This is a genomic window from Desertivirga arenae (assembly GCF_017355785.1).
In the GTDB taxonomy this organism is placed as follows: domain Bacteria; phylum Bacteroidota; class Bacteroidia; order Sphingobacteriales; family Sphingobacteriaceae; genus Desertivirga; species Desertivirga arenae.
On the sequence record NZ_JAFEWE010000001.1, the window covers coordinates 545,393 to 568,712 of the forward strand.

Here is a 23,320-nt window from a genome sequence, read left to right on the forward strand (position 1 = left end):
ATCAATTGGGGAGAAAGTGTTCAAACCAGTCCCTTATTACATTTATTAATTTGATTAGCTGGTTTTTTTCAATGATATAGGGAGGCATAATATAAATGACATTCCCAATAGGCCTGAGCCATACTCCCTGATCGATCGCAAATGTTTTAAACTGAGCGAATACCGTAGAATCAGTAACTTCAATAGCTCCAATGGCACCAATAACTCTTTTGTCGGTGATAAGAGGTGATCTAAGATTCTCGAACTGATCCAGAATTATTTGATTAATACATTTAATCTTTTCCAGATATTGCTCCTCTTCGATCAATTGAATGCTGCGTAGTGCAACTGCACAAGCAAGAGGATTGGCCATGAAAGTGGGTCCATGCATTAACGCAGTTTGGTAGCTGTCCCCCAGAAAGCTATTGTAGACCTCAGTACTTGCCAGGGTAGCAGCGTGTCCTAAGTATCCGGCTGTTAATGCCTTTCCTATAACCATAATATCAGGACATATACCTGCATGTTCTGCTGCAAATAGTTTTCCTGTTCGACCAAAGCCTGTGGCTACCTCGTCGAATATAAGCAGAACCTGATACTTTTCACTTAGTTCCCTTGCTGCTTGAAGATAGAGTGGAGAGTAAATATGAAAGCCTCCGGCGCACTGCACAATTGGCTCGACTATAATGGCTGCTATTTCATCCTGATGATCTGCCAGGGTTCTTTCAAGTTCCTGAATAGCCGGAAGTACCTCCTCGGGAGATGCATCAAATCCCCCTTTAGGTATATTAAGCATAAAGCCCCGGTGTAATACAGTTGAAAAGGATCGGCTAAAATCAGAATCGTCGCTCACTTCCATGGCTTTAAAAGTATCACCATGGTAGCCGTTCTTCAGGGAAACAACCTTGTGCTTTCCTTCGTACCCTTTATTACTCCAATATTGAATGGCCATCTTCAGCGCTACTTCAACGCCAACTGAACCACTATCTGAAAAAAACACATGGTTTAACCCAGATGGAGTAATCCGGACTAAAGCATCTGCAAGATCTATTGCAGGCTGATGTGATAACCCTCCGAGCATGATATGGGAAAATTTATCGGCTTGCTCTTTTAAGGCTATGTTTAAAGCAGGGTGACTGTAGCCATGGATAACAGCCCACCAGGAAGAAATGCCATCGATCAGCGTTTTTCCATCTTCCAGGTTCATCTGCACACCCTTGCCGGAAACCATTTTAGGTAGCTCCTTCAGGTGTTTCATTTGGGTATAAGGATACCAGATCATTCCTTTTAAATTTTGCCAAAGATAAAGGGTATCCCTAGTGTTATGAGTGTCTTATGATATTTTGATAATATTAACGGGGCAAGCCTTTGCAATCACCAGCGTGCGGTCTAAGATGAGATCATCAACAACTAAAACAAAAATATCACGTTTGGAACTAGCATGTAATAAGGTTGCCTTTCCGTCTTTCTTAGACATACACCAAAGCTCGGGTTGCATTTCAGCACATACAGCACAACCAATACATTTTCCTCTCAGATGTATAACTTTAGGCATCAGCTGACAATCTTATAGAGTTTATCACCTTTGGAAATTTTATCAGTAAGTGGCAGTGTAAGCTTTTGTCCTTTCGCAGCTTCTGACTTCTCTATTCCGTCTACTCTGAATTCCTCTAATTGCAACTCCATTACACCTTTCTTAGTACCGGTTATCAGGATAGTATCTCCTTTTTTCAATGAGCCGGTTTCTATAATGAATTCAGCTACCCGTACCTGGTGGAAATAATTGCTGCCTTTTCCAACATAAACCTTCTTTTGGGTGGCCTGATTACCAGGATAACTGGTCCATTCACCCAGTTCTCTGCCTAAATAATAACCTTCCCAGAATCCGCGGTTATAAACTTTGTTTAACTCAGTCTTCCATTGCTCAACCTTCTCCTGATCATAATTTCCTGCTTCTATTGCATCAAGCGCCTGGCGATAACATTTTGTAGTGGTATAAACATATTCTGCAGACTTTGTGCGACCTTCAATTTTAAGTACGTTCACTCCTGCAGCGATTACCTGATCCAGAATATCAATAGTACAAAGGTCTTTCGGAGACATGATATATTCATTATCCACTAAGAGTTCATGTCCGTTCTCATAATCGATAACTTTATAAGGCCGACGACAATTTTGAGAGCAAGCTCCGCGATTTGCTGATGCGTTTTGAGTATGTAGACTTATATAACATTTACCTGATACAGCCATGCATAATGCCCCATGTACGAACACTTCTATCCGAACCAATCTCCCTGATGGTCCTTTAATATCTCTCCGGATTATCTCCCTGGATATTTCTTCAATTTGCTTTAATGTAAGCTCACGGGAGAGGACTACTACATCGGCGAATTTTGAATGAAAGGCAACAGACTGGATATTAGTAATATTTGCCTGCGTAGAAATATGGAGAGGCATCCCTTCTTGATCGCATAATTGTATGATAGCATAATCTGATGCAATTACCGCATCAATGCCACATTTTTTAGCTTCTTTAATCAGTGCCTCTGCAAGCTTCAGGTCATGATTATAAATGACAGTATTAAGTGTCAGGTAGCATTTAATACTATTATCTTTTGCAATACGCCCGATCTCCTCCAGGTCTTCTAAAAAGAAAGCATTTACTGATTTAGCGCGCATATTCAGCTGTTCAATGCCGAAGTATACTGAATCGGCACCTGCTCTTACTGCTGCATACAATGAATCGTAGGAGCCTACAGGTGAAAGTAATTCGGGAATTTTCATTTCAAAGATTTGCATAATCTGCGCAACACCAAAACTGCGCTTATTGGAACTGCAAATCTTTGGAAAAGCTAGAGGAATAAATATGATCTAAATCACAAAGCACTAGAAATAGATTCCCCTGTCCCCATTGATGGCAATCCTATACAAAGTATTCTTCGGGAATCTTCAGTCCTTCCTTTTCATCGTTCCACAACATCGAAATAATCTTCCAGGCACCATCGCTAAAAATGAATTGAATATAATTTACCCCCCGTTTCCAGGGTTGCGGGGCGTTTGATATTGATGCATGTTCATAAACACTAACACGGTGAGCAGTATTTCCAAAAACCTCAGTAACGTCGGCTATTTCCTGAATAGAATAGAATTCAGCGTTTCCCTCTTCTATTTGGTGCATTATCGCTTGAATATAACTTTGCACGGTAAACTCAAGAGGGTTATCGAAGTTTCCATTCACCAGCTTACCATCTCCATAAAAAAGTTCCTGCAACTGATCGATGTTGGGGTATTTTTCCTGACTGAAACAAATGCTTTCGTAAAACTTCTGGGTTAGGTGATCTATCTGAAGGTTAGTCATAATACAAACTGCTTTCATTCCTATACAAGAACCTAACTTTTTTGTTTATAAGAATTAAAAAACCGGGGAAACTTTTTAATATTGCCAACGTTGAAAGGGTTACAAAAAGAAAAGAAATAATGTGCTTTGTTTATGTAATTGATGATGATCCAATCCATCAGAAAATAACCGAAATACTGATAAGAAAGTCGGGAGCGTTCAAAAAACACACAGCCTTTCCAGGGGTTAGTGCGGCTATGGATGCTTTACAATTGCATAAAAACGAACCAGAGAACCTCCCCGATGTTATCCTGCTTGATTTAAATATGCCTGTATTGGATGGATGGGATTTCCTGGATCAATTCAAAGATCAAAAGGCCGAGCTACAGAAGAAAATTGCCATTTTTATTGTATCGTCAAGTGCTATACAGTCTGAAATTGACCGTTCTACACAATATCCTTTTGTAAAAGAATTTATAACTAAGCCCCTTGATACGCAGAAATTAATGGAAATAAGTAGCCTCTGCAGGTAACAGAGACTGTACTTTTATTTATTAGCTGCTAAACCGCTCTCCAAAAACTTAAGGTACTTATCAATATCAAACTCGGCACCGGACGGTTGCACCAGCAATTCTCCTTTATTGTTTAGTAAAACATAGTAAGGCTGAGAATTGGAGTTGAACCGGGATGCCTGAAAATCACTCCATTTGTTACCGATAGTTTTAATTTTTTTACCGTTGAAAGCAGACACGCTTTGTTCGTTCTGAGGAAGTTCCGTTTTATCATCAACATATAATTGTATCAGAACGTACTTGTCGCGTATGGTCTCCAATACCTTCTTGTCTGACCAGACAGAAGCCTCCATTTTCCTGCAATTCACGCAAGCATGACCTGTAAAATCGATCATTACAGGCTTATTAACACTTTTTGCATAAGCCAGGCCCTCCTCGTAGTCAAAAAAAGCATCAAGTGCTAAAGGTGCATGGAATTTATCAGAATACTTATGAGTGGAAGTTGAATGAGATGCTGAATTAGCGCCCAGGCTATTAGTGAAAAGATCAAAATCCTGGGTATGCTGAGGCGGAAGGAAAGCAGATATTGCTTTCAACGGAGCTCCCCATAAACCCGGGATCATATAAACAGTGAACGCCAGAGTTATTACTGCCAGGAAGAAGCGAGGAAGTGGAATAGAGGGAACGGGACTATCGTGTGAAAATTTGATCTTTCCAAGAAGATAAAGTCCGAGTAATCCGAAAATAACTATCCATAACGCCAGGAATACTTCCCGATCAAGAAGCTCCCAATGGTAAGCAAGATCTACGTTTGAAAGGAACTTCATTGCGAGTGCCAGTTCCAGGAATCCTAACACTACTTTTACACTATTAAGCCACCCTCCAGATCTGGGCAGCGATTTCAACCAGGAAGGGAACATTGCAAACAAGGCAAAGGGAATAGCAAGTGCCGCTGAAAAGCCAAGCATTCCTGCAGCGGGGCCTAATAATTCGCCCATAGTCGCAGCTCTAACCAGCAGAGTTCCAATAATTGGTCCGGTGCAGCTAAAAGAAACTAAAGCAAGGGTACCGGCCATAAAAAATAAGCCCCCAAATCCCTTGGTATCAGCCTTTGAATCCACTGCATTAACCCATTTCGATGGAAGTGTTATTTCGAAAGCTCCAAGGAATGATATTGCAAAAACAACAAGGAGAATAAAAAACAGGAAATTAAATATACCATTGGTAGACAGATTATTTAATGCGTCTGAACCGAAGATCACGGTTACCAGTAATCCAAGGACTACATAGATTACGATAATTGAAAGGCCGTATATCAGGGCTTTTCCAATAGCAGCTGTTTTTGAAGAAGAACTCTTGGTAAAAAAACTTACTGTCAAGGGCAGCATTGGAAAGATACAGGGCATTAGAACCGCTGCTAGTCCACTTAGAAAACCTTCCAGCAAGATTTGCCAGATCGACTGACCAGACGCGGTTTCTATGGGAGCTTTTACCGTTGTTTCTTGCTTGCCGGCCCTAGGTTGAGAGCTTACTGTTTCCGATGAACTAACAGTAGCCGAATCACTAATAGTATCTGTTACATCTGAAAAAACGATATCATCGGTGGAAATAGTGTCAGGAGATTGAGCGCGCAGCCCAGAGGAAAATACCAGAGCGAAAAACACTGGCAGAAATAATCTGAAAATTCTCATTTAAGATTTGCTGAAGAAGGACTACTTTACTGCAATACTAAAATCTACTTCATCGGGTGGAAGACACTGATGATCATTGCATACCATAAATTCCAGCTTTCCTTTTACGACAGCCTGATTTGCAGCAAGCTTTACCTTTTGCTGAAAGACAACGCTCTTCTCGAAATAGCTAACATTCATGTTAAATACTTTTTCGAATTTAGTTACTGGCTTTGGTTCACTTGTTTTGCCAGTAACGGTATAGGCTTTCGAAGGACTAAATTCAAATTTAGTGGCAACGGGACCTCCATCAGGAATATTCTGAGAATACAAATGCCAGCCATTATCTATAGTCGCCTTGAACAACACAACAGCTTCTGTTTTACTAATTTTTTTTGCGGCATAAGACCATTTCACAGGATTAACTATTTGCGCTGAAGCAAAAGTTGTGAGGAATAACAAAACTGCAACTACCAAACTTCTCATTAGACGTACTTTATTTAACACTACAAATGTAAATCTTACCATTTAGGATTTACTTAATGATTTGTTGTTATAGAGCCATTTTTCTTACGATAGTTTAATCAACCTATCTAGGTAATATAACAATAACATGGAGCTGAGCTACGGAAATAAACATAAAAAGGCAAGTTTGCAAACCATACGGGGATCTAACTACAAAAAAAGCTGCTCGTCTTGAGCAGCTTTATATAATTATCAGAATTTACAGACTAAAAAGTGTAAGAAAGATTTAACCCTCTATATTCCGGCGTGGTTACCGGAACAACGCTTAAATTATTAGAGGAGCCTTTTTTATGTAACTGAGGAACTAATATTCCAGCGCCGGCACCAACGGCATAACCTAAAAGATTGTCAGTTAAAAAGTGGTTGCCACTTTGTACGCGGTAGTATCCAACAACAGCCGGAACAACTGCAGCAGCAGCCCACACGTAAGGTTTTGCTCTGCTGTCTGGATTAAAATCGCTATAAACTTTAGCAGCAAAAAAGGTGGCCGAGGCTGTTGCGGCGGTATGCCCAGCAAAAAAGGATCTGCGCGCGCCTTTTTTCATACTTTTATCCAGGGGCGTTTCGGAGCCGTATACATATGGCCTGCTTCTATTGACAGAGCCGGCGGTAATCGAATAAACAGCGCCTGTTACCGCCATCGTTTCTACATACATTGCCATTACTTGCCCAGCTTTGCTTCCTATCTTTTTATTTAAAAGCATGGCAACAGGCATAGCGAAGGATGCATAGAAGGGATAGTAACTCAGTTTGTCAGCATTCTCAGAATAGTTGCCAGCCGCAAAACGATCAATACCATTCACATCAGATTTATGAGCTCGCTTGTACATTACTTCTGTTTCAGTTAAGCCTTCTTTATTTTTAATTAAGCTTAATCCCAGAAAGTTAAGTCCCAATGTTCCCGCAATAACAGGTCCATCAACCTTCCAACTCGTTTTGTAGGGAGAATCAGCCTTACCAGAGCTCTGACCTGAGATACTATTTGAAACAGATGTACTATCCTGACTAAAGACAGGAATGGTTAATATAAATGATAAGAATAAAACTATCGTCGATTTCATAGGTGTTAAAATTTATGTTAAATGCTTAACACCGTTTCTTTTTGAATGGTTTGAAAAGATAATAATGGTTCAGCTTTTGTTAATAATAATTTAACTATCTCAATTTTCTGAAGGTTGAAAAGTTTTAAAATAGACTTCAGTGCAAACCAGCAAGGCCTTTTTTTGTTAAAAAAGAAATATATTTAGTCAAATAATAAACATTTAACAATGCAACAATAATTTGATTGAAAAATTTACATACATTTACCTAGCAAAACATAAACTATGAAAATTTATAACGTAAAGATAAACGACCAGCTTTTTACTATCGAGCAACCGAACTCTGATTACAATATTTTTTATGTGAATAGAAAAAACGGCACTTGCTGCATCGCTAAAGACAAAGACAAGAATTGGATAATAGAAGCACAATATAATCCTTCGATAAATATTCCAGTGGAACAAATCGGACGATATTTGGACGAAGCTATTTTAAACTAGTCCTTCTATAATATCCTAAACTTTGGTTTTGCTTAAAAACCTACCTACTGAAAAGCTCTTGTTGGTGCAAACACCAACAAGGGAATCAAGGGATTTATAATCCTGGATCAGCAATACATAAATACGCTTAACTGTAAAAATCTATTAGAGCGCCAAAGTAGGCACCGTCCCATCCATCTTTAATGTCCTGAAAATCTTCATCAGGAATATTAGAATGCCTTAACTCTACAGATGTGCCGTCTTTATCGGGATGGAGTTTTATGGTGACGATAGATTTCTCCTCCTGATCCCCGAAATACCATTCCTGAACAATCTTCTTGCCATACTCAAATTCCAGGTTTTTACCCGAAATACTTCCTTCCCATAGAGAAAATTCACTACCAGGTTCAGTAGACATTTCCGCTTCTTCTCCTGTCCATAAAAATATTGTCGCCGGCGTTGTTAATGCCAGGTATATTTCTTCCGGTGACGCCGGAACTGAGTAGTATTTTTTATAGTCCTTCATATTTATTCTTTTTTCTTTTTCTGACCGCGTATCATCTCCCCATAAGTCATTCTGGCCGACAAAGCCTTCGCTGTTTCCACCAATCTTTTTTCCCTAGTGATCTGAGTTTTTGCTCCTTCTATCCATTTAACAAAATAATCACGATGAGATTTTGCTAAACTTTCAAAATAATCTGCTGCTAGCCCGTCTTCTTCCAAATACTCCTGAAGCTCTGCAGGGAGCACTAGTTTATACTCATTATCCAGCTCAATAAACACATCTAGCATAGCACCTTCTGCCTTCCTTATACCTTTCCTTATATTAGCGTTTAAAGGCAGGATAAAACTACCCTCACCCATTGGGAGCAAAGCAACACCATTTATAGGATGATTATCCAGCATACCTTTTACCCTGAAGCTCTTCCTATTACCCGGCGAGAGCTTCATCGCTACATCTTGAGGGATTTCAATATAAGTCCAGCCAGTCTTGTCCCCCTTCTTCTCAAACCTTAATATTTGTGAGATGAAACGTTGCATAACGCTGTAAAGTTAGATTTATTTCCTCTCCACCTTAAATTTTTCGTACTTATCCTTCTGAAAAACGTAGATTTGTGGCGATGGATGTTTTAGGGGAGGCACTTTCCGATTTTTACAACCAACGTTCTGGCAAACTCTTGTGGATTAACACCTCTTATGGAGCCCCTGAGGAAATGCCAGTTGAGGTATTTTTCAGAGACCAGGAAGAGATGCCAGATCTTGAGCTGCATGCTTTGAAAAGATGTGAGGGTTTGGTATTAGATATAGGAGCGGGTGTTGGGAGTCACACTCTGCTACTGCAGGAACGGGGATTAGAAGTTTCGGCGATAGAAATCTCGACGAAAGCTTGCGACATTATGAGAAGCCGGGGTGTGAAGAATGTAATTAATAAAGACATCTTCGACTATAAGGAGGATCAATATGACACCTTATTGTTTTTAATGAATGGAATTGGGCTTTGCGGTACCGTAGAAAACTTGAAAGCACTACTTAAACATTGCAGAAGCCTGCTGAAGCCAGGGGGGCAGATTATTTTCGATTCTTCTGATATTTCCTATTTGTATGAGGATAAAAATATACGGAGGCCGGAAAGTTACTTTGGTGAGGTTAGATTTCAATACCAATATAATAATATAAGTGATGAGTGGTTTAACTGGCTCTACATAGATCCGGTGACCTTAAATAATATAGCTGGGGAATTATCGTATAAATTCGAATTATTAATGCAGGACGACCAGGATCAGTATCTTGGAAGGTTATATTTTTAATATAAGTAGCAATTTCACTAACCTGCTTTTCGATTTTTAATTTTTACGAAACCTCAGGATACCTTCGACGTAGAAGGACAACATTGGGACGTTTACAGAGAAATAGTAACAGATTTTATCAGATTGTTTTGAAGAACAACAGCCTGTGGTATGTCCTCTGTAAAGGTGGAACATTGTCTCCCCCGGAGCATGCTCCTCCCGATTTTTAACGATTGAAATGAAATAATGAAAAAATTCTTTTTTAGCGCTCTAATCTGTTCTTTATTATCAATTCCTGCCTTTGCCTATTGCTCAGGCGAAGATGGGGAAGACACTAGCGGAGGAGGAGATGGTGGATGTTTAGACCCGGACAATGCCCCCCTTGATAGTGGAACTATAGTACTATTTGGCCTAACTGCTCTTTATGGAGTACAAAGACTTAGATCATCCTATAAAAAGGAAGTACAATAAAAATGTAGCTGCTGTTGACTACAGCAGCTAAACTCATATTGCCGATAGTCCTTCCTCATTTTTCATAAATTCTCTTTTCAATCTTGCTTTAATACTAACACTATTAAAAGCATTATTCCTTTACTCTATTGTCAATTACCTTTCCGATTTCACTTGCAGATATCTCCGTCTGATCTGAATCCTGTAACATCACCTCCCATTCCCCTGTCTCTCTCTTCCCCACCAAAAACTTCTTTCCACTATTACTTACCTCATACAAATTTTCGTGCAAGCCTTGCTTCACATAAAACTCCTGACCATTAACCATGATTAAAAATCCTTCCATAATTCAAATAGTATATCTTCTGATACCAATAATTCAAACACAATAATGTTTTACAATATACTTGAACAGCGAACAACAACATTTAGACTATAAGGAATAAAAAGGCAACAGGGGACATTACAATAACACAAAAAAACCAATAAATAGATCAAGATACATTTATATCACAAAACAAAAGACCATAAACCACCATTAAATCACGAAGAAACATCCAAACTAGAATAAAAAATAAAAAATAGACCTAAAATTAATTGACAAACTATCAAAATTTAGGAAAAAACCAGCAGTATTTGTTTTTCTAACCACTAAAAAAGGTTATTAAATTAATATTTTTACAAAAATCTCCTTTCTATAAAAGTTTTTCATGATTTAAATCATACTTAAAGATGTTTTTTATTTAAATTTGTCTTAAATCACATTAAATAAATCAAAAGTCGCTAGGATATTTAATAAGATTTAAAAAAAACGATGCTTTAACAAAATTTAGTCTTATGGTAAACGAAAAACCAACAATTGTTGTAGTCGGAAACGGAATGGTTGGATATAAGTTCTGCGAAAAACTTGTGTCTAAAACCGATGCTTACCAGGTGATTGTCTTTGGAGACGAACCGAGGCCTGCATATGACCGTGTTCACCTAAGTGAATATTTCAGTGGCAAAACTGCTGACGACTTACTGATGAATACTTTAGATTGGTATTCAGAAAACAACATATCTCTTCACCTTAACGATCCGGTTCAGGAAATCAACCCGGAAGCCAAAACGGTCCATTCACTAAAAGGAGAGGTAATCAAGTATGATTATCTGGTATTGGCTACTGGATCTTCAGCTTTCGTACCTGACATTCCCGGTGTTGAGAAAGAAGGTGTTTTCGTGTACAGAACTATTGAAGACCTTGAACTAATTTCTGCGTATGCAAAAAATGCAAAAAATGGAGCAGTGATGGGCGGAGGCCTTTTAGGCCTGGAAGCCGCAAAAGCTTTGATAGACCTCGGCCTCAATGAAACTCACGTAATCGAGTTTGCACCAAGGCTTATGCCAAGGCAAATAGACCAGCCTGGAAGCACTATGCTACAGATGAAACTAAAAGAACTCGGCCTGCAAATTCATTTAAATAAAAGCACCTCTGAAATTGCGGGTGAAGGAAAAATCACAGCCTTAAATTTTGCAGATGATTCTTCTCTCCCCGTAGATATGCTGGTGATCTCCGCGGGTATCCGCCCCCGTGATGAACTGGCTAAACTGGCAGGTCTGCATGTTGGCAACCGTGGAGGTATCGTTGTGAACGAGATGATGCAAACTTCTGATCCAAGCATTTTTGCAATTGGCGAATGCGCACTTCACGAAGGCATGATCTATGGACTGGTTGCTCCAGGATATGAAATGGCAGAAGTGGTGGTAAGCAAGATCACTGGTGGTGAAAGAGAATTTCACGGCTTTGATATGAGCACGAAATTGAAATTAATTGGTGTTGATGTAGCTAGCTTTGGAGATCCTTTCATTAACGAACCTGATTGCCGCACCATTGCCCTCGAAGACACGAGCAAAGGCATCTACAAAAGAATTAATATAACTAAAGACGGAAAGAGCTTATTAGGTGGTGTATTGATCGGTGATGCCGAAGACTACAACATGCTACTTCAAACCGTTAAAAATAACATCGCACTTCCTCCTAATCCTGAGGATCTTATACTTGGAACCAGAGGAGGCGAATCAACTGAAGGTGGAGCAGGAGTAATGAACCTTCCGGAAGAAGCCCTTATCTGTTCTTGCGAATCTATCACAAAAGGCGCCATATGCTGCAAGGTAAGAGACGAAGGAATCACCACGGTTGATGGAATTAAAAAAGCAACGAAAGCGGGAACTGGCTGCGGCGGCTGCATTCCAATGGTAAAAGATCTTGTGATCGGAACCATGAAGGAACAGGGAATGTATGTCAAAAACGTTCTTTGCGAGCATTTTGATTACTCCAGACAAGAGTTGATGGATTTAATCAAGATGAATAACGTAAGAAGTTATGATGAAGCGCTTGATCATTATGGCCGCGGAGATGGCTGCGAGGTGTGCAAACCGGCAGTAGCTGCAATCTTATCCAGCCTCTGGAATGATCTTATTGTTAAACAGCAGCCAATCCAGGACAGTAACGACAGATATCTTGCGAACATTCAAAAAGGAGGAACTTACTCCGTAGTTCCAAGAATTCCGGGTGGCGAAATCACTCCTGAGAAACTTATCGTAATAGGGCAAGTTGCACAAAAATATAATTTATACACCAAGATAACCGGGGGCCAGCGAATAGACCTGTTTGGAGCCCACGTTAATGACCTTCCTGCAATTTGGGAAGAATTAATAGACGCCGGATTCGAAAGCGGACATGCTTATGGAAAATCATTACGCACAGTGAAAAGCTGCGTGGGAAGCACCTGGTGTCGCTTTGGATTACAAGACAGCGTTTCTTTCGCCATCGAAGTAGAAGAGCGCTACAAAGGAATTCGTTCTCCGCACAAATTAAAAGGCGGCGTGAGTGGCTGTATTCGTGAGTGTGCTGAAGCTCAGGCAAAAGACTTTGGAATTATCGCAACTGAAAAAGGCTGGAACCTATATGTTTGCGGAAATGGAGGATCGAAACCACAACACGCTCAACTTATAGCTGCAGACGTGGATAAAGAAACCTGCATCAAATACCTCGACAGATTCCTCATGTTCTACATCAAAACGGCCGACCCATTAGCGCGCACAGCGACTTGGTTGAATAAAATGGAAGGCGGATTAAGTTATCTTAAAAACGTAGTAGTAAACGACAGCCTTGGCATCGGAGAACAACTGGAAGAAGAAATTCAACACCTGATAAACTCATACCATTGCGAATGGACTGAAGTAGTTAGAAATCCGGAGCTACGCAAACAGTTCTCACACTTTGTGAATGCGCCGGAAGAGAAAGACCCTACAATAGAGTTCGACTCAATGAGAGAACAGATCAAAGCTAAAGAGTGGTAAGATCTAACACTAAATTGAATTAAACTTTTGAATTTTTAATTATCAGTATCATGGAAGCAGAAACAACAACAGATATAAAATGGGTCCTTGCGTGCTATGCAAGTGATGTACCAGAAAATGGCGGAGCATGTGTAAAATACGAGGAGGAACAAATCGCAGTCTTTAATTTTACAAGAAGAGGTGAATGGTTTGCGACACAAAATCTTTGCCCACATAAACAACAAATGGTCCTGTCAAGAGGCATGATCGGCAGTACCGGAGAAGAGTGTGAACCGAAAGTTGCCTGCCCTTTCCATAAAAAAACATTTTCTTTAATCTCCGGCGAATGCCTGAGCGGAGATGAATATCAAATAAAGACCTATCCGGTAAAACTTGAAGGTGATAAAGTTTATATCGGAATAAGATCAACAACTTGAAAAAGTTGCCATTGTTAAATATCGTTTACCCGGCAGAGATGCCGGGTTTTTTACGTTTCCTCCTTCAACCTTTTACCCTTTAACCTTTCCCCTTTTACCTCCCCAAATCCTATATTTGCCGCAAATACCCATGTTCAATGAGGGATATTACTCACAAACAAATTACTCTACGAAGCGCGAGGGCTACAGCAATAATTTTCTGTTCAGCCGAAACTATAAAAATTATAGAGGAAGGTCAACTTCCAAAAGGAAATCTGTTTGATGTAGCGAAAGCTGCCGGCTTCATAGGAGCTAAACTAACTCCACAACTCTTACCCCACTGCCACCCGGTAACGATTGATGGGATGGATATCCGGTTCGAATTCCTTAGTCAGGAAACCCATGGATCTTTGTTTCCTGAAGGAATTTTTTCCAGAAAAGGAATTGTTATTTACGGTGAAGCAAAGTCTATCGGCCGCACCGGCATTGAAATGGAAATGCTTACGGCAGTTAGTGTTGCAGCCCTGGAGATTTACGACATGCTGAAGCCTGTAGATACAGCACTTGAAATTGGGCACATTAAGCTGCTAGAGAAAAAAGGAGGCAAGAGCGACCGCAAGAAGTTTTTCGCCACCTCCCCCACCTGCGCTATATTAGTTTGTTCAGATTCTTGCGCAGAAGGAAAACGCGAGGACCGAAGCGGAACACTCATCCAACACATGCTGGAAGAGACAAAAGCAAACGTTGTATATTACAAGATCTTACCAGACAACAAAGAGGAAATCCAGCAACAGATCAAAGATTGGGTCTCAGAAGATATTCAATTTATATTTACTACAGGAGGAACCGGACTTGGTCCCCGAGACAATACAGTATCTGCGGTAAAAGAAATATTAGAGCGGGACGCGGATGGCATCACGGAGGCGATGAGAAACTTTGGTCAAATGCGCACACCTTTAGCTATGATGAGCCGCGCGGTTGCAGGCTCCATTGCGAATACGTTGATAGTAACCCTGCCCGGCAGCAGCGATGGCGCAAGAGAATCACTAGAAGCTATTCTACCTGCTGTTTTCCACGCAAGAAAAATGATGAAAGGCGGCGGACATTAGGAGCCTATAGGTAAAGGGCTAAAAGTTGAAAGATTAAAGGTCACAGTATAATCTCAAAAACAATAAACAAGAGATATGGTCAATTTCCGGGAAGCACAAGAAACAATTACATCAAAGGCCAGAACTTTTGGTTCTGAAATCATTGATCTTAATGATGCTGAAGGCAGGATATTAGATGAAGATATTCTTGCTGACCGGGATTACCCTCCATTCAATCGCTCAGCAATGGATGGATATGCTATTAGACTAGAGGATTGGACAGCCGGAATAAGAGAATTCAGGATAAAAGAAGTAATTTTTGCTGGAAATTTAGCCGGTTCAAACCTGGAGAACGGTTGCTGCTACAAAATAATGACCGGCGCGGCGGTCCCCCTCGATGCTGACGCCGTTATCCGCCGGGAAGACTCAAGTGAAACTGACTGCCATGTTAGTTTCACTACAGAAGAGATAACGAAATTCCAGAACATTGCCAGAAAAGGTGAAGATCTTAAACAAGGAACATTAGCTATACAGAAAGACACCCTTTGCAACGCTCCCGTAGTAAGCACGCTTGCAACCCTTGGAAAAACAACAATTAAAGTAAAGAAACTTCCCAGAATCGCATTTTTTACAACCGGCAATGAAGTTAAACCAGTTGGATCAGATATTAATGAAATACAGATCCGCAACAGCAACGAGTGGCTGGTAAAATCTTTATTGAAGTCGTGGCAGATCAAACCTCAACTTTACAAACACCTCCCGGACGACAAAACACAACTATCAGTAAATATAGAAGAAGCACTTTCTTTCGATATTTTAATCATGAGTGGAGGTGTTTCTGCAGGTGACGCAGACTATGTACCAGAAATCCTTCAAAGTCTCGGCGTTAAGAAACTATTTCACAAGGTTGCCATAAAACCAGGCAAACCATTTTGGTGTGGAGAAATGCCCGCCGGAGGACTAGTGTTTGCTCTTCCCGGAAACCCCTTCTCTACGTTGGTTACCTTCAAGCTTTTTATTGAGACATTCCTCTCAAAGTCACTGCAGCAAAGTCCAACCAGGACCCTCCACTTGCCATTTACGGGAAAAAGAGTAAGAAAATCGGGATTTGACGAATTTTTCCCGGTAAAAATAGAGGGAAATCCATCCAAAATAGAACCGGTAGATATTAATGGCTCAGGAGATATCCGCCTGGGATTGTATGCGGACGCAATAGCTCACCACCCAAAAGAAAATCCCGAACTCTCGCCCGGGATCCTCCTAACCTGCTTAACTATTTAGCTTAGCAGCTGTTTCTTTTTAGAACTGCCGTCCTGAAATAAGTCAGTGTCACTAACGAAAACAGCAAGCTTTTCAGGATCGAGAATTTTTATGCTTTTACCCATAGTGGTAATTACTCCCTCAGATACCAGCTCATTAATAATACGAAATACAGTCTCATAAGTGGCCCCTGCATAAGAGGCAAGATCCTGGCGGGTAAGCTCTATGTCAATAAAACCTTCCACCGTAAGTCCAAACTTGTCTTTCAATGAGAAAAGCGCCTGAGCAATACGTCCTTTTACAGGCATATGAGCCAGATTCCTCATTTTTCTTTCAGATTCCTGCAATTCATCTGCAAAAAACATCATTAATTCATAAGTTAACTCATGATTTACCTTTAAACTAGCTTCAAATATATCAATTGGAATATAACATACTATCCCATTTTCAAGGGCTGTTCCCGAAACAGGATAATAAAGATTAGTACCAAGACCCCGATGGCCAATAATTGCACCTTTCTTTGCAAAGCGAATGATCAGCTCCTTATCCGGCCCCCACTTTTTATGAACTTTAACATTCCCCTCGTATACAAAGTAAACGCCTGTCACTTTTTCCCCTTCTTTAAATATCTGCTCTCCTTTTTTAACCTGATATGTCTGGCGGTGGACCTCCAAAGCCGGAAGCCACTCCTTTAAACAGGTCCTACATAAGAAGCACCTGTCTAGACCGCACTCATGTTTTGTTCTTTTCATTTTAAAATTCTTAATAATTTATCATTATCTAACGTGAATCTACTCCCCCCCCTGAACCATGTCGCAGAAATGAATTCAAGGGATCCCTACCTTTTAATTCAAGTATCAATTAGAGCTGACTGACAACAGCCAGCACAACCCCCTTTTTTTTAATAGATCAATACAAAAAAATCCATTTTAAAAGCTAAATCCAACTAAAACTATGCTTTTTTACAATTAATGCGCAATAAACTTGATGAAAAACATGATTTATATCAATAAAACGTCGATATAAAATTAAAAAATCAATAATTTTTCAATCTCGAACTACTTTCAATTTGATAAAATCTAAAAAAATGAAGTTTTATATTAATCAAATCATATAAATAACGATTTTAAATGCTAAAATTTTGGTTTTAACATTAAATACTCTACTTTTAGCTTAAACAAAAACAAAAACTAAGACGATTTTTAATAAACAGCAAAAAAATGAGGAATATTTAACAGAAAAACCACTAAAAAAGAAAAACCCCGTCGGAGGTCGCAGTCCAAACGGGGCAAAGTTTCAAGTGCTTTAACAAACTTAAAAAACCTATCAAATGTACAAAAAAGTTCTCGCAACGAGTATTACAAAGACTACATTAACAGCAGCAGCGGTCGCAATCCTGTCTGCCGGCAAAGTTTCGGCTCAGATGAGCCTTTCTGGTCAAATAAGACCAAGAGCAGAATTAAGGGACGGATTTTCAAACCTAACCCCTACTACAGCTTCACCGGGTTCATTTATTTCACAAAGAACCAGGTTGATTTTCGGATACAAATGGGACAGATTAACATTCGGCGCAACTGTTCAGGACGTAAGAGTTTGGGGACAAGATGCATCCACTATTAGCCCTGCCGACGGAAACAGACTAATGCTTCATGAGGGATGGGCAGACATTGTACTAGCTAACAAAGCAGACACAACAATTAAATTCAAACTGGTTGATAACCTTTCATTTAAGGTAGGTCGCCAGGAATTGATCTACGACGACGCAAGGTTAATAGGAAATCTTGACTGGCTACAACAAGGTCGTCGCTTTGATATGGCATTGTTAAAGATTGTACATCATGGCTGGCAGGTAGATTTAGGGTACGCCTATAATCAGAATGCAGAAAACAACGCAGGCACCCTATACACTCCAGGGAATGTACCTCAATACATCAGAGACAGTAACGGAGAACTGGTGACTACACCAGCAGGAGTCGTTCCTTTAACTGCAGGAGGATCAATTTCTGCCAATAGCTCTGCGACAGGAACACCAGCTTACAGCAATCCCGCTAATTCAAATGCTGGAAATCAGAATTACAAAAACTTCGTAAGCTTATACATTGCTAAAAAGCTTAACCAGACAAAACTTTCCCTTTTATTCTTTAAAGACGATTTTGGGAAATACACAACAACCGCTACACCAACAACCAATGGCGGCTTTGTTTACGGCAGAGCTTTTAACCAAAAAGGCACCAACAATCGCTACACCCTTGGAGGGATGATTAGTCCGACTTTCGGAAACGCATCAGGATTTGGAAAAATTGCAGCCCAGGCCGCTTACTACCAGCAAATGGGCGAAGACAGAGACGGAAAAGACCTAAATGCCTTTCACTACACAGCTGCAGCAACCTATTCAAAAGGGAAATTTACTGCGGGGCCTGGCTTTGACTTCCTTTCAGGAAACAAAACGACAACCGATGCCAACGAAAGCAAACGATTTGACCCTTTATACGGCACTCCGCACAAATTTTGGGGCTTCATGGATTTCTTCTATGCACCGTCTGGCTCACCAACTGCAGGCCTTAAAGACTACTATTTCAAAACGAAGTTTACTGCAAACGAATACTCTATAGCAGCAGATTTCCACCGTTTCGATGCCGACCATTCACCAGCAGCAGGCGCAACAAAGCACTATGCTCATGAAATCGATGTGATTACAAGCTATACGCTCAACAAATTTACCACCATCGATCTTGGTTACTCCCACGCCTGGGCCACAAGCAGCCTTCCCCTAGCAAAAGGCCTTACAACTACAGGACTGGATAAATCGCCAGACTTCGCATATCTGATGATTAATATCAAACCAGATTTCCTATTCACGAAACCAGTGGCGATCAAGCAATAAGGAACAGAATTAACAAGGCATTTAACTAAACGCGAAACGAATGAAACTTATATACAAATTAAAACAAGCTCTTACCTTCACAGCGCTTGCCGCTGCCATCATAACAATTACTTCAAGCACTGCTGAAGCTAAAAAAATCAGATTAGGCTTCATCCCACTTACAGATTGTGCCCCTTTAGTAGCAGCGAAAGAACTGGGACTATTTAACAAATACGGAGTCGACGTAGAACTTTCAAAAGAAGCCTCATGGGCCAATGTTCGCGACAAGATTCTTCTTGGAGAACTAGACGGGGCACATTGCCTTTCATCTATGCCTCTTTCAGTTTATACAGGTATTGGAGGAAAAGCTGGCTCAGAAATGAAGATTGCCATGATGCTAAACTTCAATGGCCAGGCAATAACACTGTCAAAAGATTTCTGCAGCCTTGTTGGTTATAAAGAAACTAACAAAGTAGCCGCAGCAGTAAAGAAAGTACAAGGCCGCAAAGAAGTCACTTTTGCGATGACTTTCCCTGGCGGGACGCATGACGTTTGGTTAAGGTACTGGCTTGCAGCAACAGGAACACCCAAAAATGTAGGAATAATTACTATTCCTCCCCCGCAAATGGTTGCAAACATGAAGGTAGACAACATGGAAGGCTTTTGCGTTGGAGAACCCTGGGGCGGGGTTGCAGCTGCTCAAAATATTGGCTTCACGCATATTGCATCGCAGGACCTTTGGAGCGACCACCCTGAAAAAGCTTTAGTTGTCAATTCAAACTTTGCAAAGAACGACAAAGATGAACTGAAGAAAGTAATGAAAGCAATCATTGAGGCCCAAAGATGGCTGGACAATTTAGGAAACCGCAAAAAAGCAGCACAATGGCTCACTAAACCCTACTACGTTAACGCGCCTTTAGCGGTAATCGAAGCAAGATTATTAGGATCAAGCGACCTTGGTTGCGATCTGGGAGTTCAGAAATACAAAGGCAACTATATGGTATTCTACAAGAACGGAACAGTACCTATGCCAAAGAAGGTCTACTCCTATTGGTTCCTTGCCCAATACGTTCGATTCGGATTGCTTAAATCAGAACCAAATTATACACAAATAGCAGAAAGACTAACTCTTGACGATTTATACGCAGAAGTAGCTAAAGAAATGAATGTGCCAGCTCAGGCAGACATGGGGATCATCAAAACGAACCTCGACATTCCGTTCGACCCTAAAAACATCGATGATTATCTGAAACGCACAAAAAAATAAAGGACAAACCTACTGCCTCCGGTTTCCCGGAGGCATAAAACAGAAAAAGATGAAGAAGATTTTCACACTCGACGCCCTGTACACTATCCTTGCCTTTTTTGGAAGCTTAATCATTCTGGGACTAACATGGCAACTGGTTTCCATTCTAACCAAACACGAGATTCCTGGCCCGGTGCCAACCTGGACGGTTTTCAAAGAACTGATCGCTGACCCTTTCTACGATTACGGCCCTAATGACAAGGGAATAGGCCTTCAACTAATGAGTTCAATCAAACGGGTATTTCTAGGCTTTGGAATCGGCTCTCTTATAGCTATCCCAATGGGACTTTTAATGGGATCGTCAAAAGTAACGATGCGCCTCTTCAATCCCATCGTTCAGATCCTTCGCCCTGTTTCTCCACTTGCATGGTTCCCTCTTGGACTGCTTGCCTTCCAGGCAGCTGAAGGCGCCACAGTTTTCATCATCGCCATCACTTCACTTTGGCCTACACTAATCAACACCTCTTTTGGCGTAGCATCAATCCCTGATGACCATAAAAATGTCGGTAAGGCTTTCGGATTCTCCAAATGGAAATACGTAACAAAAATCATGTTCCCCTTTGCTTTACCTCACATTATCACGGGTTTAAGATTATCGATCGGAGTAGCATGGCTGGTAATTGTAGCAGGCGAAATGCTTTCGGGTGGAGTAGGTATTGGATTTTTCGTATGGGATAGCTGGAACGGCCTTTCACTGGAAAAGATCCTTATTGCAATCTTAATTATCGGCACTGTAGGATTACTACTTGACAAAGTATTTAATGCGGTACAGCATGTATTCGCCTGGGAGAATAAATAATTTTTTACTGGTCAGATCTAAAAAATAAAACTATGGCACTAACAGATCAATTATCGGAAACACTAGTTGAAAGTCGCATAAACGGAAAAGCAAAAGCCACTAGCGCTCAGAATATATCCACAGTAAACTCTATTGAAGTTAAAGACGTAACGGTATCATTTAAAACCAAGAAAGGAATTTATACCGCAATTAAAGACATCAACCTGAATGTTAAAAAAGGTGAGATCATTTCTTTAATAGGGCACTCAGGTTGCGGAAAATCAACCTTAATGAATACTATTTCAGGAATGGTTAACCCAACCCAGGGAACCGTAACAGCTAACGATAAGATCGTTAAAGGCCCTGGGCCGGATAGAGGAATTGTGTTCCAAAACTACTCATTACTACCCTGGCTTTCAGTCTACAAAAACATCTATGAGGCTGTTGATTCGGTGTTAGTCGCCAAGTCACCTGCAGAAAAAAAGGAGATTACTACTAATGCCTTAGCTATGGTAAACTTACTCCCCCACAAAGATAAACTGCCCGGCCAACTTTCAGGAGGAATGAAACAGCGGGTAGCCATTGCAAGAGCTTTTGCAATCAGCCCAAAGATCCTATTGCTCGATGAACCCTTTGGAGCCCTTGACGCCCTGACAAAAGGCTCTATGCATATCGAACTACTAAAGCTTTGGAACCTGGATAACAGAAACAAGACGATTGTAATGGTTACCCATGATATCGAAGAAGCTATCTTTTTATCAGACCGCGTAGTAGTGATGAATAATGGTCCAGCGGCTACTATCAAAGAAATCGTAGACGTTCCTCTTGAAAGACCAAGAAACAAAAAAGACATTGTCCATGCCCCGAAATACATGGAGATTCACGACAGATTACTAAGTCTCTTGTTTGATAAATTCTCCATCAACGATATCCACTAATACAATCCCCTTCAACATTTTTTTCAATTAAAATAACACTAAAATGACAAGCAACAAACCACTATCAAAGCTCAACATCTTCAGTTTCAATGGAGTTCAAATGAGAACTTTCCATATCACATGGATGATGTTCTTTGTATGTTTTTTTGGCTGGTTCGGACTGGCTCCATTAATGCCTACTATTCGTGAAGACCTCGGCCTGTCTAAGGGCCAGGTAGGAAATTTGATCATTGCATCAGTATCCTCCACTATTATAGCCAGGCTAGTTATAGGACGCCTTTGCGACACCTGGGGACCAAGAATAACCGCTGTTCGCTTACTCATTTTAGGTTCAATTCCGGTAATGTTGGTAGGCCTTTCGCACGACTACAGCACATTTTTACTTTTCCGACTTGCAATAGGCATGATCGGAGCATCTTTCGTGATCACACAATTTCACACCTCGATGATGTTTGCGCCGGAGATCAAAGGAACAGCGAATGCTGTAACTGGCGGATGGGGAAACCTTGGAGGAGGCATCACCAATATGGTTATGCCGATAATTTTTGCAACCATTGTCGGAATGGGCTATACTAAAGGAGAAGCCTGGAGATATGCAATGATCTTTCCCGGAGTAATGATGCTTATCATAGCATTCTTTTACTTTAAATACACGAAAGATACTCCCAACGGAAACTATAAAGAAATTGGCTACACTAAAGCCGACTCCGGAAAAACAGACTGGTCTGTTTTAGCCGACTGGAGAGTTTGGGCCCTGGCTTTGGCTTATGGAATGTGTTTTGGCATGGAAATAACATTTGACAATGTAGCTTCACTTCATTTTGTCGACACATTTGGACTAAAACAAGAAACTGCAGGTTTACTCGCAGGTGTTTTCGGCGCCATGAACCTCTTCGCACGTGCATTCGGGGGTATCGTTGCAGACAAAGTTGGAAAATCATATGGATTAAAAGGCAAAGGCCTCTTACTCGCCTCCATGTTGTTATTGGAAGGCATTGGCTTAACATTTTTCGCTAGCGCCACCTCTCTTACTGCCGCCATTATTTACATGCTTTCATTTGCTATGTTCTTAAAGATGTCAAACGGAGCTACTTACGCAATTACCCCTTTTATAAACAAGAAAAATGTGGGATTAGTTAGCGGAATTGTAGGCGCAGGTGGAAACTTAGGAGGAATGATGTTTGGATTTCTATTTAAATCAGAAAACATTACCTACAACCAGGCCTTCACTTATATCGCCTATACGGTGATGGCTGTAGCCGCAATTATTCTACTTACAAGATTTCAAAAAGAATCAAAAACAGAAGAAATCACAAAAACATCACTTGAAAATGAAAAACTTGTAGCAAATCTGTCAAAATCAAAGTAAAAAAATCATAAAAATACCGCCATATCGGAGTGATTTTTTTAAATTATATAATAAATAAAGACAGGAAAATAAAAAAAGAACAAAATTAGGCTCAAAAAGATGATTTCGATCATGTTTTTGAGCCTTTATCTTTAAAATACAAGTATAATTTTATTATAAATTTCATATTTTTGATCATCAGACTTAGAATTACTGATTTTTATA

At 40.4% G+C, this 23,320-nt stretch carries 24 protein-coding genes; 13 read left to right on the forward strand and 11 right to left on the reverse strand.

Going from position 1 to position 23,320, the window contains the following annotated elements:
• Nucleotide 1: 1 nt before the first annotated feature.
• The 4 genes from bioA to J4N24_RS02145 all read right to left on the reverse strand — a co-directional run bounded on the left by bioA (nt 2) and on the right by J4N24_RS02145 (nt 3,352).
• Nucleotides 2–1,258, reverse strand: a complete 1,257-nt coding sequence (gene bioA, locus J4N24_RS02130; RefSeq protein ID WP_256439337.1) for an adenosylmethionine--8-amino-7-oxononanoate transaminase — start codon at nt 1,256–1,258, stop codon at nt 2–4.
• A gap of 51 nt (nt 1,259–1,309) precedes the next feature.
• Nucleotides 1,310–1,531, reverse strand: a complete 222-nt coding sequence (locus tag J4N24_RS02135) for a ferredoxin (RefSeq protein WP_207531985.1) — start codon at nt 1,529–1,531, stop codon at nt 1,310–1,312.
• Nucleotides 1,531–2,760 (reverse strand): peptidase U32 family protein, encoded by a 1,230-nt coding sequence (locus tag J4N24_RS02140; RefSeq protein WP_207531986.1) that lies wholly within the window; start codon nt 2,758–2,760, stop codon nt 1,531–1,533. The genes J4N24_RS02135 and J4N24_RS02140 overlap by 1 nt, the downstream gene beginning before the upstream one ends.
• 139 nt (nt 2,761–2,899) lie before the next feature.
• The gene (locus tag J4N24_RS02145; protein WP_207531987.1) at nt 2,900–3,352 is read right to left on the reverse strand and encodes a hypothetical protein; all 453 of its coding nucleotides are present in this window, start codon (nt 3,350–3,352) and stop codon (nt 2,900–2,902) included.
• Between the two features lie 101 nt (nt 3,353–3,453).
• Between J4N24_RS02145 and J4N24_RS02150 the strand changes: the two genes are divergently transcribed.
• The gene (locus tag J4N24_RS02150) at nt 3,454–3,846 is read left to right on the forward strand and encodes a response regulator (protein ID WP_207531988.1); all 393 of its coding nucleotides are present in this window, start codon (nt 3,454–3,456) and stop codon (nt 3,844–3,846) included.
• Nucleotides 3,847–3,860: 14 nt separating this feature from the next.
• On the opposite strand, the gene J4N24_RS02155 is transcribed toward J4N24_RS02150, so the two are convergent.
• The 3 genes from J4N24_RS02155 to J4N24_RS02165 all read right to left on the reverse strand — a co-directional run bounded on the left by J4N24_RS02155 (nt 3,861) and on the right by J4N24_RS02165 (nt 7,081).
• The gene (locus tag J4N24_RS02155; RefSeq protein WP_207531989.1) at nt 3,861–5,516 is read right to left on the reverse strand and encodes a protein-disulfide reductase DsbD family protein; all 1,656 of its coding nucleotides are present in this window, start codon (nt 5,514–5,516) and stop codon (nt 3,861–3,863) included.
• 21 nt (nt 5,517–5,537) lie between these two features.
• On the reverse strand, nt 5,538–5,981 hold the full coding sequence (locus J4N24_RS02160; RefSeq protein WP_207532352.1) for a protein-disulfide reductase DsbD N-terminal domain-containing protein: 444 nt from the start codon (nt 5,979–5,981) through the stop codon (nt 5,538–5,540).
• Nucleotides 5,982–6,226: 245 nt separating this feature from the next.
• Nucleotides 6,227–7,081: a phosphatase PAP2 family protein gene (locus tag J4N24_RS02165; protein ID WP_207531990.1), complete on the reverse strand. Its 855-nt coding sequence runs from the start codon at nt 7,079–7,081 to the stop codon at nt 6,227–6,229.
• Between the two features lie 264 nt (nt 7,082–7,345).
• Here J4N24_RS02165 and J4N24_RS02170 point away from each other — a divergent pair, with 264 nt between their 5' ends.
• Nucleotides 7,346–7,561: a hypothetical protein gene (locus tag J4N24_RS02170; RefSeq protein ID WP_207531991.1), complete on the forward strand. Its 216-nt coding sequence runs from the start codon at nt 7,346–7,348 to the stop codon at nt 7,559–7,561.
• A gap of 127 nt (nt 7,562–7,688) precedes the next feature.
• On the opposite strand, the gene J4N24_RS02175 is transcribed toward J4N24_RS02170, so the two are convergent.
• Both J4N24_RS02175 and J4N24_RS02180 read right to left on the reverse strand, forming a co-directional pair.
• On the reverse strand, nt 7,689–8,066 hold the full coding sequence (locus J4N24_RS02175) for an SRPBCC domain-containing protein (protein ID WP_207531992.1): 378 nt from the start codon (nt 8,064–8,066) through the stop codon (nt 7,689–7,691).
• A gap of 2 nt (nt 8,067–8,068) precedes the next feature.
• Nucleotides 8,069–8,581, reverse strand: a complete 513-nt coding sequence (locus tag J4N24_RS02180) for a YdeI/OmpD-associated family protein (RefSeq protein ID WP_207531993.1) — start codon at nt 8,579–8,581, stop codon at nt 8,069–8,071.
• Nucleotides 8,582–8,661: 80 nt separating this feature from the next.
• Here J4N24_RS02180 and J4N24_RS02185 point away from each other — a divergent pair, with 80 nt between their 5' ends.
• Both J4N24_RS02185 and J4N24_RS02190 read left to right on the forward strand, forming a co-directional pair.
• Nucleotides 8,662–9,348 (forward strand): class I SAM-dependent methyltransferase, encoded by a 687-nt coding sequence (locus J4N24_RS02185; RefSeq protein ID WP_207531994.1) that lies wholly within the window; start codon nt 8,662–8,664, stop codon nt 9,346–9,348.
• Between the two features lie 225 nt (nt 9,349–9,573).
• Entirely contained in the window at nt 9,574–9,798 is a 225-nt protein-coding gene (locus J4N24_RS02190; protein ID WP_207531995.1) for a hypothetical protein, read from the forward strand.
• Between the two features lie 112 nt (nt 9,799–9,910).
• Here J4N24_RS02190 and J4N24_RS02195 read toward each other — a convergent pair whose 3' ends face one another.
• Entirely contained in the window at nt 9,911–10,123 is a 213-nt protein-coding gene (locus J4N24_RS02195) for a hypothetical protein (RefSeq protein ID WP_207531996.1), read from the reverse strand.
• Nucleotides 10,124–10,614: 491 nt separating this feature from the next.
• Here J4N24_RS02195 and nirB point away from each other — a divergent pair, with 491 nt between their 5' ends.
• The 4 genes from nirB (at nt 10,615) to J4N24_RS02215 (ending at nt 15,883) form a co-directional block, all read left to right on the forward strand.
• Nucleotides 10,615–13,119: a nitrite reductase large subunit NirB gene (gene nirB, locus J4N24_RS02200; RefSeq protein ID WP_207531997.1), complete on the forward strand. Its 2,505-nt coding sequence runs from the start codon at nt 10,615–10,617 to the stop codon at nt 13,117–13,119.
• 50 nt (nt 13,120–13,169) lie between these two features.
• Nucleotides 13,170–13,535: a nitrite reductase small subunit NirD gene (nirD, locus tag J4N24_RS02205; RefSeq protein ID WP_207531998.1), complete on the forward strand. Its 366-nt coding sequence runs from the start codon at nt 13,170–13,172 to the stop codon at nt 13,533–13,535.
• Nucleotides 13,536–13,672: 137 nt separating this feature from the next.
• Complete coding sequence (gene moaCB / locus J4N24_RS02210) at nt 13,673–14,623, forward strand: bifunctional molybdenum cofactor biosynthesis protein MoaC/MoaB (protein ID WP_207531999.1); 951 nt, start codon at nt 13,673–13,675, stop codon at nt 14,621–14,623.
• Between the two features lie 75 nt (nt 14,624–14,698).
• Nucleotides 14,699–15,883: a molybdopterin molybdotransferase MoeA gene (locus tag J4N24_RS02215; RefSeq protein WP_207532000.1), complete on the forward strand. Its 1,185-nt coding sequence runs from the start codon at nt 14,699–14,701 to the stop codon at nt 15,881–15,883.
• Here J4N24_RS02215 and J4N24_RS02220 read toward each other — a convergent pair.
• Nucleotides 15,880–16,614 carry a Crp/Fnr family transcriptional regulator gene (locus J4N24_RS02220; protein WP_207532001.1) on the reverse strand — a complete coding sequence of 245 codons (735 nt, stop codon included), beginning with the start codon at nt 16,612–16,614 and terminating at the stop codon, nt 15,880–15,882. The genes J4N24_RS02215 and J4N24_RS02220 overlap by 4 nt on opposite strands.
• Nucleotides 16,615–17,192: 578 nt before the next feature.
• Between J4N24_RS02220 and J4N24_RS02225 the strand changes: the two genes are divergently transcribed.
• Genes J4N24_RS02225 through J4N24_RS02245 form a run of 5 tightly spaced genes read left to right on the forward strand, consistent with a single transcriptional unit; the run spans nt 17,193 to nt 23,116 of the window.
• Entirely contained in the window at nt 17,193–18,746 is a 1,554-nt protein-coding gene (locus J4N24_RS02225) for an alginate export family protein (protein WP_207532002.1), read from the forward strand.
• A gap of 40 nt (nt 18,747–18,786) precedes the next feature.
• Nucleotides 18,787–19,992 (forward strand): CmpA/NrtA family ABC transporter substrate-binding protein, encoded by a 1,206-nt coding sequence (locus tag J4N24_RS02230; protein WP_207532003.1) that lies wholly within the window; start codon nt 18,787–18,789, stop codon nt 19,990–19,992.
• Nucleotides 19,993–20,041: 49 nt separating this feature from the next.
• Nucleotides 20,042–20,830 carry a nitrate ABC transporter permease gene (gene ntrB, locus J4N24_RS02235; RefSeq protein WP_207532004.1) on the forward strand — a complete coding sequence of 263 codons (789 nt, stop codon included), beginning with the start codon at nt 20,042–20,044 and terminating at the stop codon, nt 20,828–20,830.
• Nucleotides 20,831–20,862: 32 nt separating this feature from the next.
• Nucleotides 20,863–21,747 (forward strand): ABC transporter ATP-binding protein, encoded by an 885-nt coding sequence (locus J4N24_RS02240; protein ID WP_207532005.1) that lies wholly within the window; start codon nt 20,863–20,865, stop codon nt 21,745–21,747.
• A gap of 43 nt (nt 21,748–21,790) precedes the next feature.
• Nucleotides 21,791–23,116, forward strand: coding sequence for an MFS transporter (locus J4N24_RS02245; RefSeq protein WP_207532006.1), 1,326 nt, complete (start codon nt 21,791–21,793; stop codon nt 23,114–23,116).
• Nucleotides 23,117–23,320: the final 204 nt, after the last annotated feature.

Coding starts and splice junctions, on each gene's coding strand:
- bioA (WP_256439337.1), bottom strand. CDS start 1,258: ATGATCTGGTATCCTTATACCCAAATGAAACACCTGAAGGAGCTACCT.
- J4N24_RS02135 (WP_207531985.1), bottom strand. CDS start 1,531: ATGCCTAAAGTTATACATCTGAGAGGAAAATGTATTGGTTGTGCTGTA.
- J4N24_RS02140 (WP_207531986.1), bottom strand. CDS start 2,760: ATGAAAATTCCCGAATTACTTTCACCTGTAGGCTCCTACGATTCATTG.
- J4N24_RS02145 (WP_207531987.1), bottom strand. CDS start 3,352: ATGAAAGCAGTTTGTATTATGACTAACCTTCAGATAGATCACCTAACC.
- J4N24_RS02150 (WP_207531988.1), top strand. CDS start 3,454: ATGTGCTTTGTTTATGTAATTGATGATGATCCAATCCATCAGAAAATA.
- J4N24_RS02155 (WP_207531989.1), bottom strand. CDS start 5,516: ATGAGAATTTTCAGATTATTTCTGCCAGTGTTTTTCGCTCTGGTATTT.
- J4N24_RS02160 (WP_207532352.1), bottom strand. CDS start 5,981: ATGAGAAGTTTGGTAGTTGCAGTTTTGTTATTCCTCACAACTTTTGCT.
- J4N24_RS02165 (WP_207531990.1), bottom strand. CDS start 7,081: ATGAAATCGACGATAGTTTTATTCTTATCATTTATATTAACCATTCCT.
- J4N24_RS02170 (WP_207531991.1), top strand. CDS start 7,346: ATGAAAATTTATAACGTAAAGATAAACGACCAGCTTTTTACTATCGAG.
- J4N24_RS02175 (WP_207531992.1), bottom strand. CDS start 8,066: ATGAAGGACTATAAAAAATACTACTCAGTTCCGGCGTCACCGGAAGAA.
- J4N24_RS02180 (WP_207531993.1), bottom strand. CDS start 8,581: ATGCAACGTTTCATCTCACAAATATTAAGGTTTGAGAAGAAGGGGGAC.
- J4N24_RS02185 (WP_207531994.1), top strand. CDS start 8,662: ATGGATGTTTTAGGGGAGGCACTTTCCGATTTTTACAACCAACGTTCT.
- J4N24_RS02190 (WP_207531995.1), top strand. CDS start 9,574: ATGAAAAAATTCTTTTTTAGCGCTCTAATCTGTTCTTTATTATCAATT.
- J4N24_RS02195 (WP_207531996.1), bottom strand. CDS start 10,123: ATGGAAGGATTTTTAATCATGGTTAATGGTCAGGAGTTTTATGTGAAG.
- nirB (WP_207531997.1), top strand. CDS start 10,615: ATGGTAAACGAAAAACCAACAATTGTTGTAGTCGGAAACGGAATGGTT.
- nirD (WP_207531998.1), top strand. CDS start 13,170: ATGGAAGCAGAAACAACAACAGATATAAAATGGGTCCTTGCGTGCTAT.
- moaCB (WP_207531999.1), top strand. CDS start 13,673: ATGAGGGATATTACTCACAAACAAATTACTCTACGAAGCGCGAGGGCT.
- J4N24_RS02215 (WP_207532000.1), top strand. CDS start 14,699: ATGGTCAATTTCCGGGAAGCACAAGAAACAATTACATCAAAGGCCAGA.
- J4N24_RS02220 (WP_207532001.1), bottom strand. CDS start 16,614: ATGAAAAGAACAAAACATGAGTGCGGTCTAGACAGGTGCTTCTTATGT.
- J4N24_RS02225 (WP_207532002.1), top strand. CDS start 17,193: ATGTACAAAAAAGTTCTCGCAACGAGTATTACAAAGACTACATTAACA.
- J4N24_RS02230 (WP_207532003.1), top strand. CDS start 18,787: ATGAAACTTATATACAAATTAAAACAAGCTCTTACCTTCACAGCGCTT.
- ntrB (WP_207532004.1), top strand. CDS start 20,042: ATGAAGAAGATTTTCACACTCGACGCCCTGTACACTATCCTTGCCTTT.
- J4N24_RS02240 (WP_207532005.1), top strand. CDS start 20,863: ATGGCACTAACAGATCAATTATCGGAAACACTAGTTGAAAGTCGCATA.
- J4N24_RS02245 (WP_207532006.1), top strand. CDS start 21,791: ATGACAAGCAACAAACCACTATCAAAGCTCAACATCTTCAGTTTCAAT.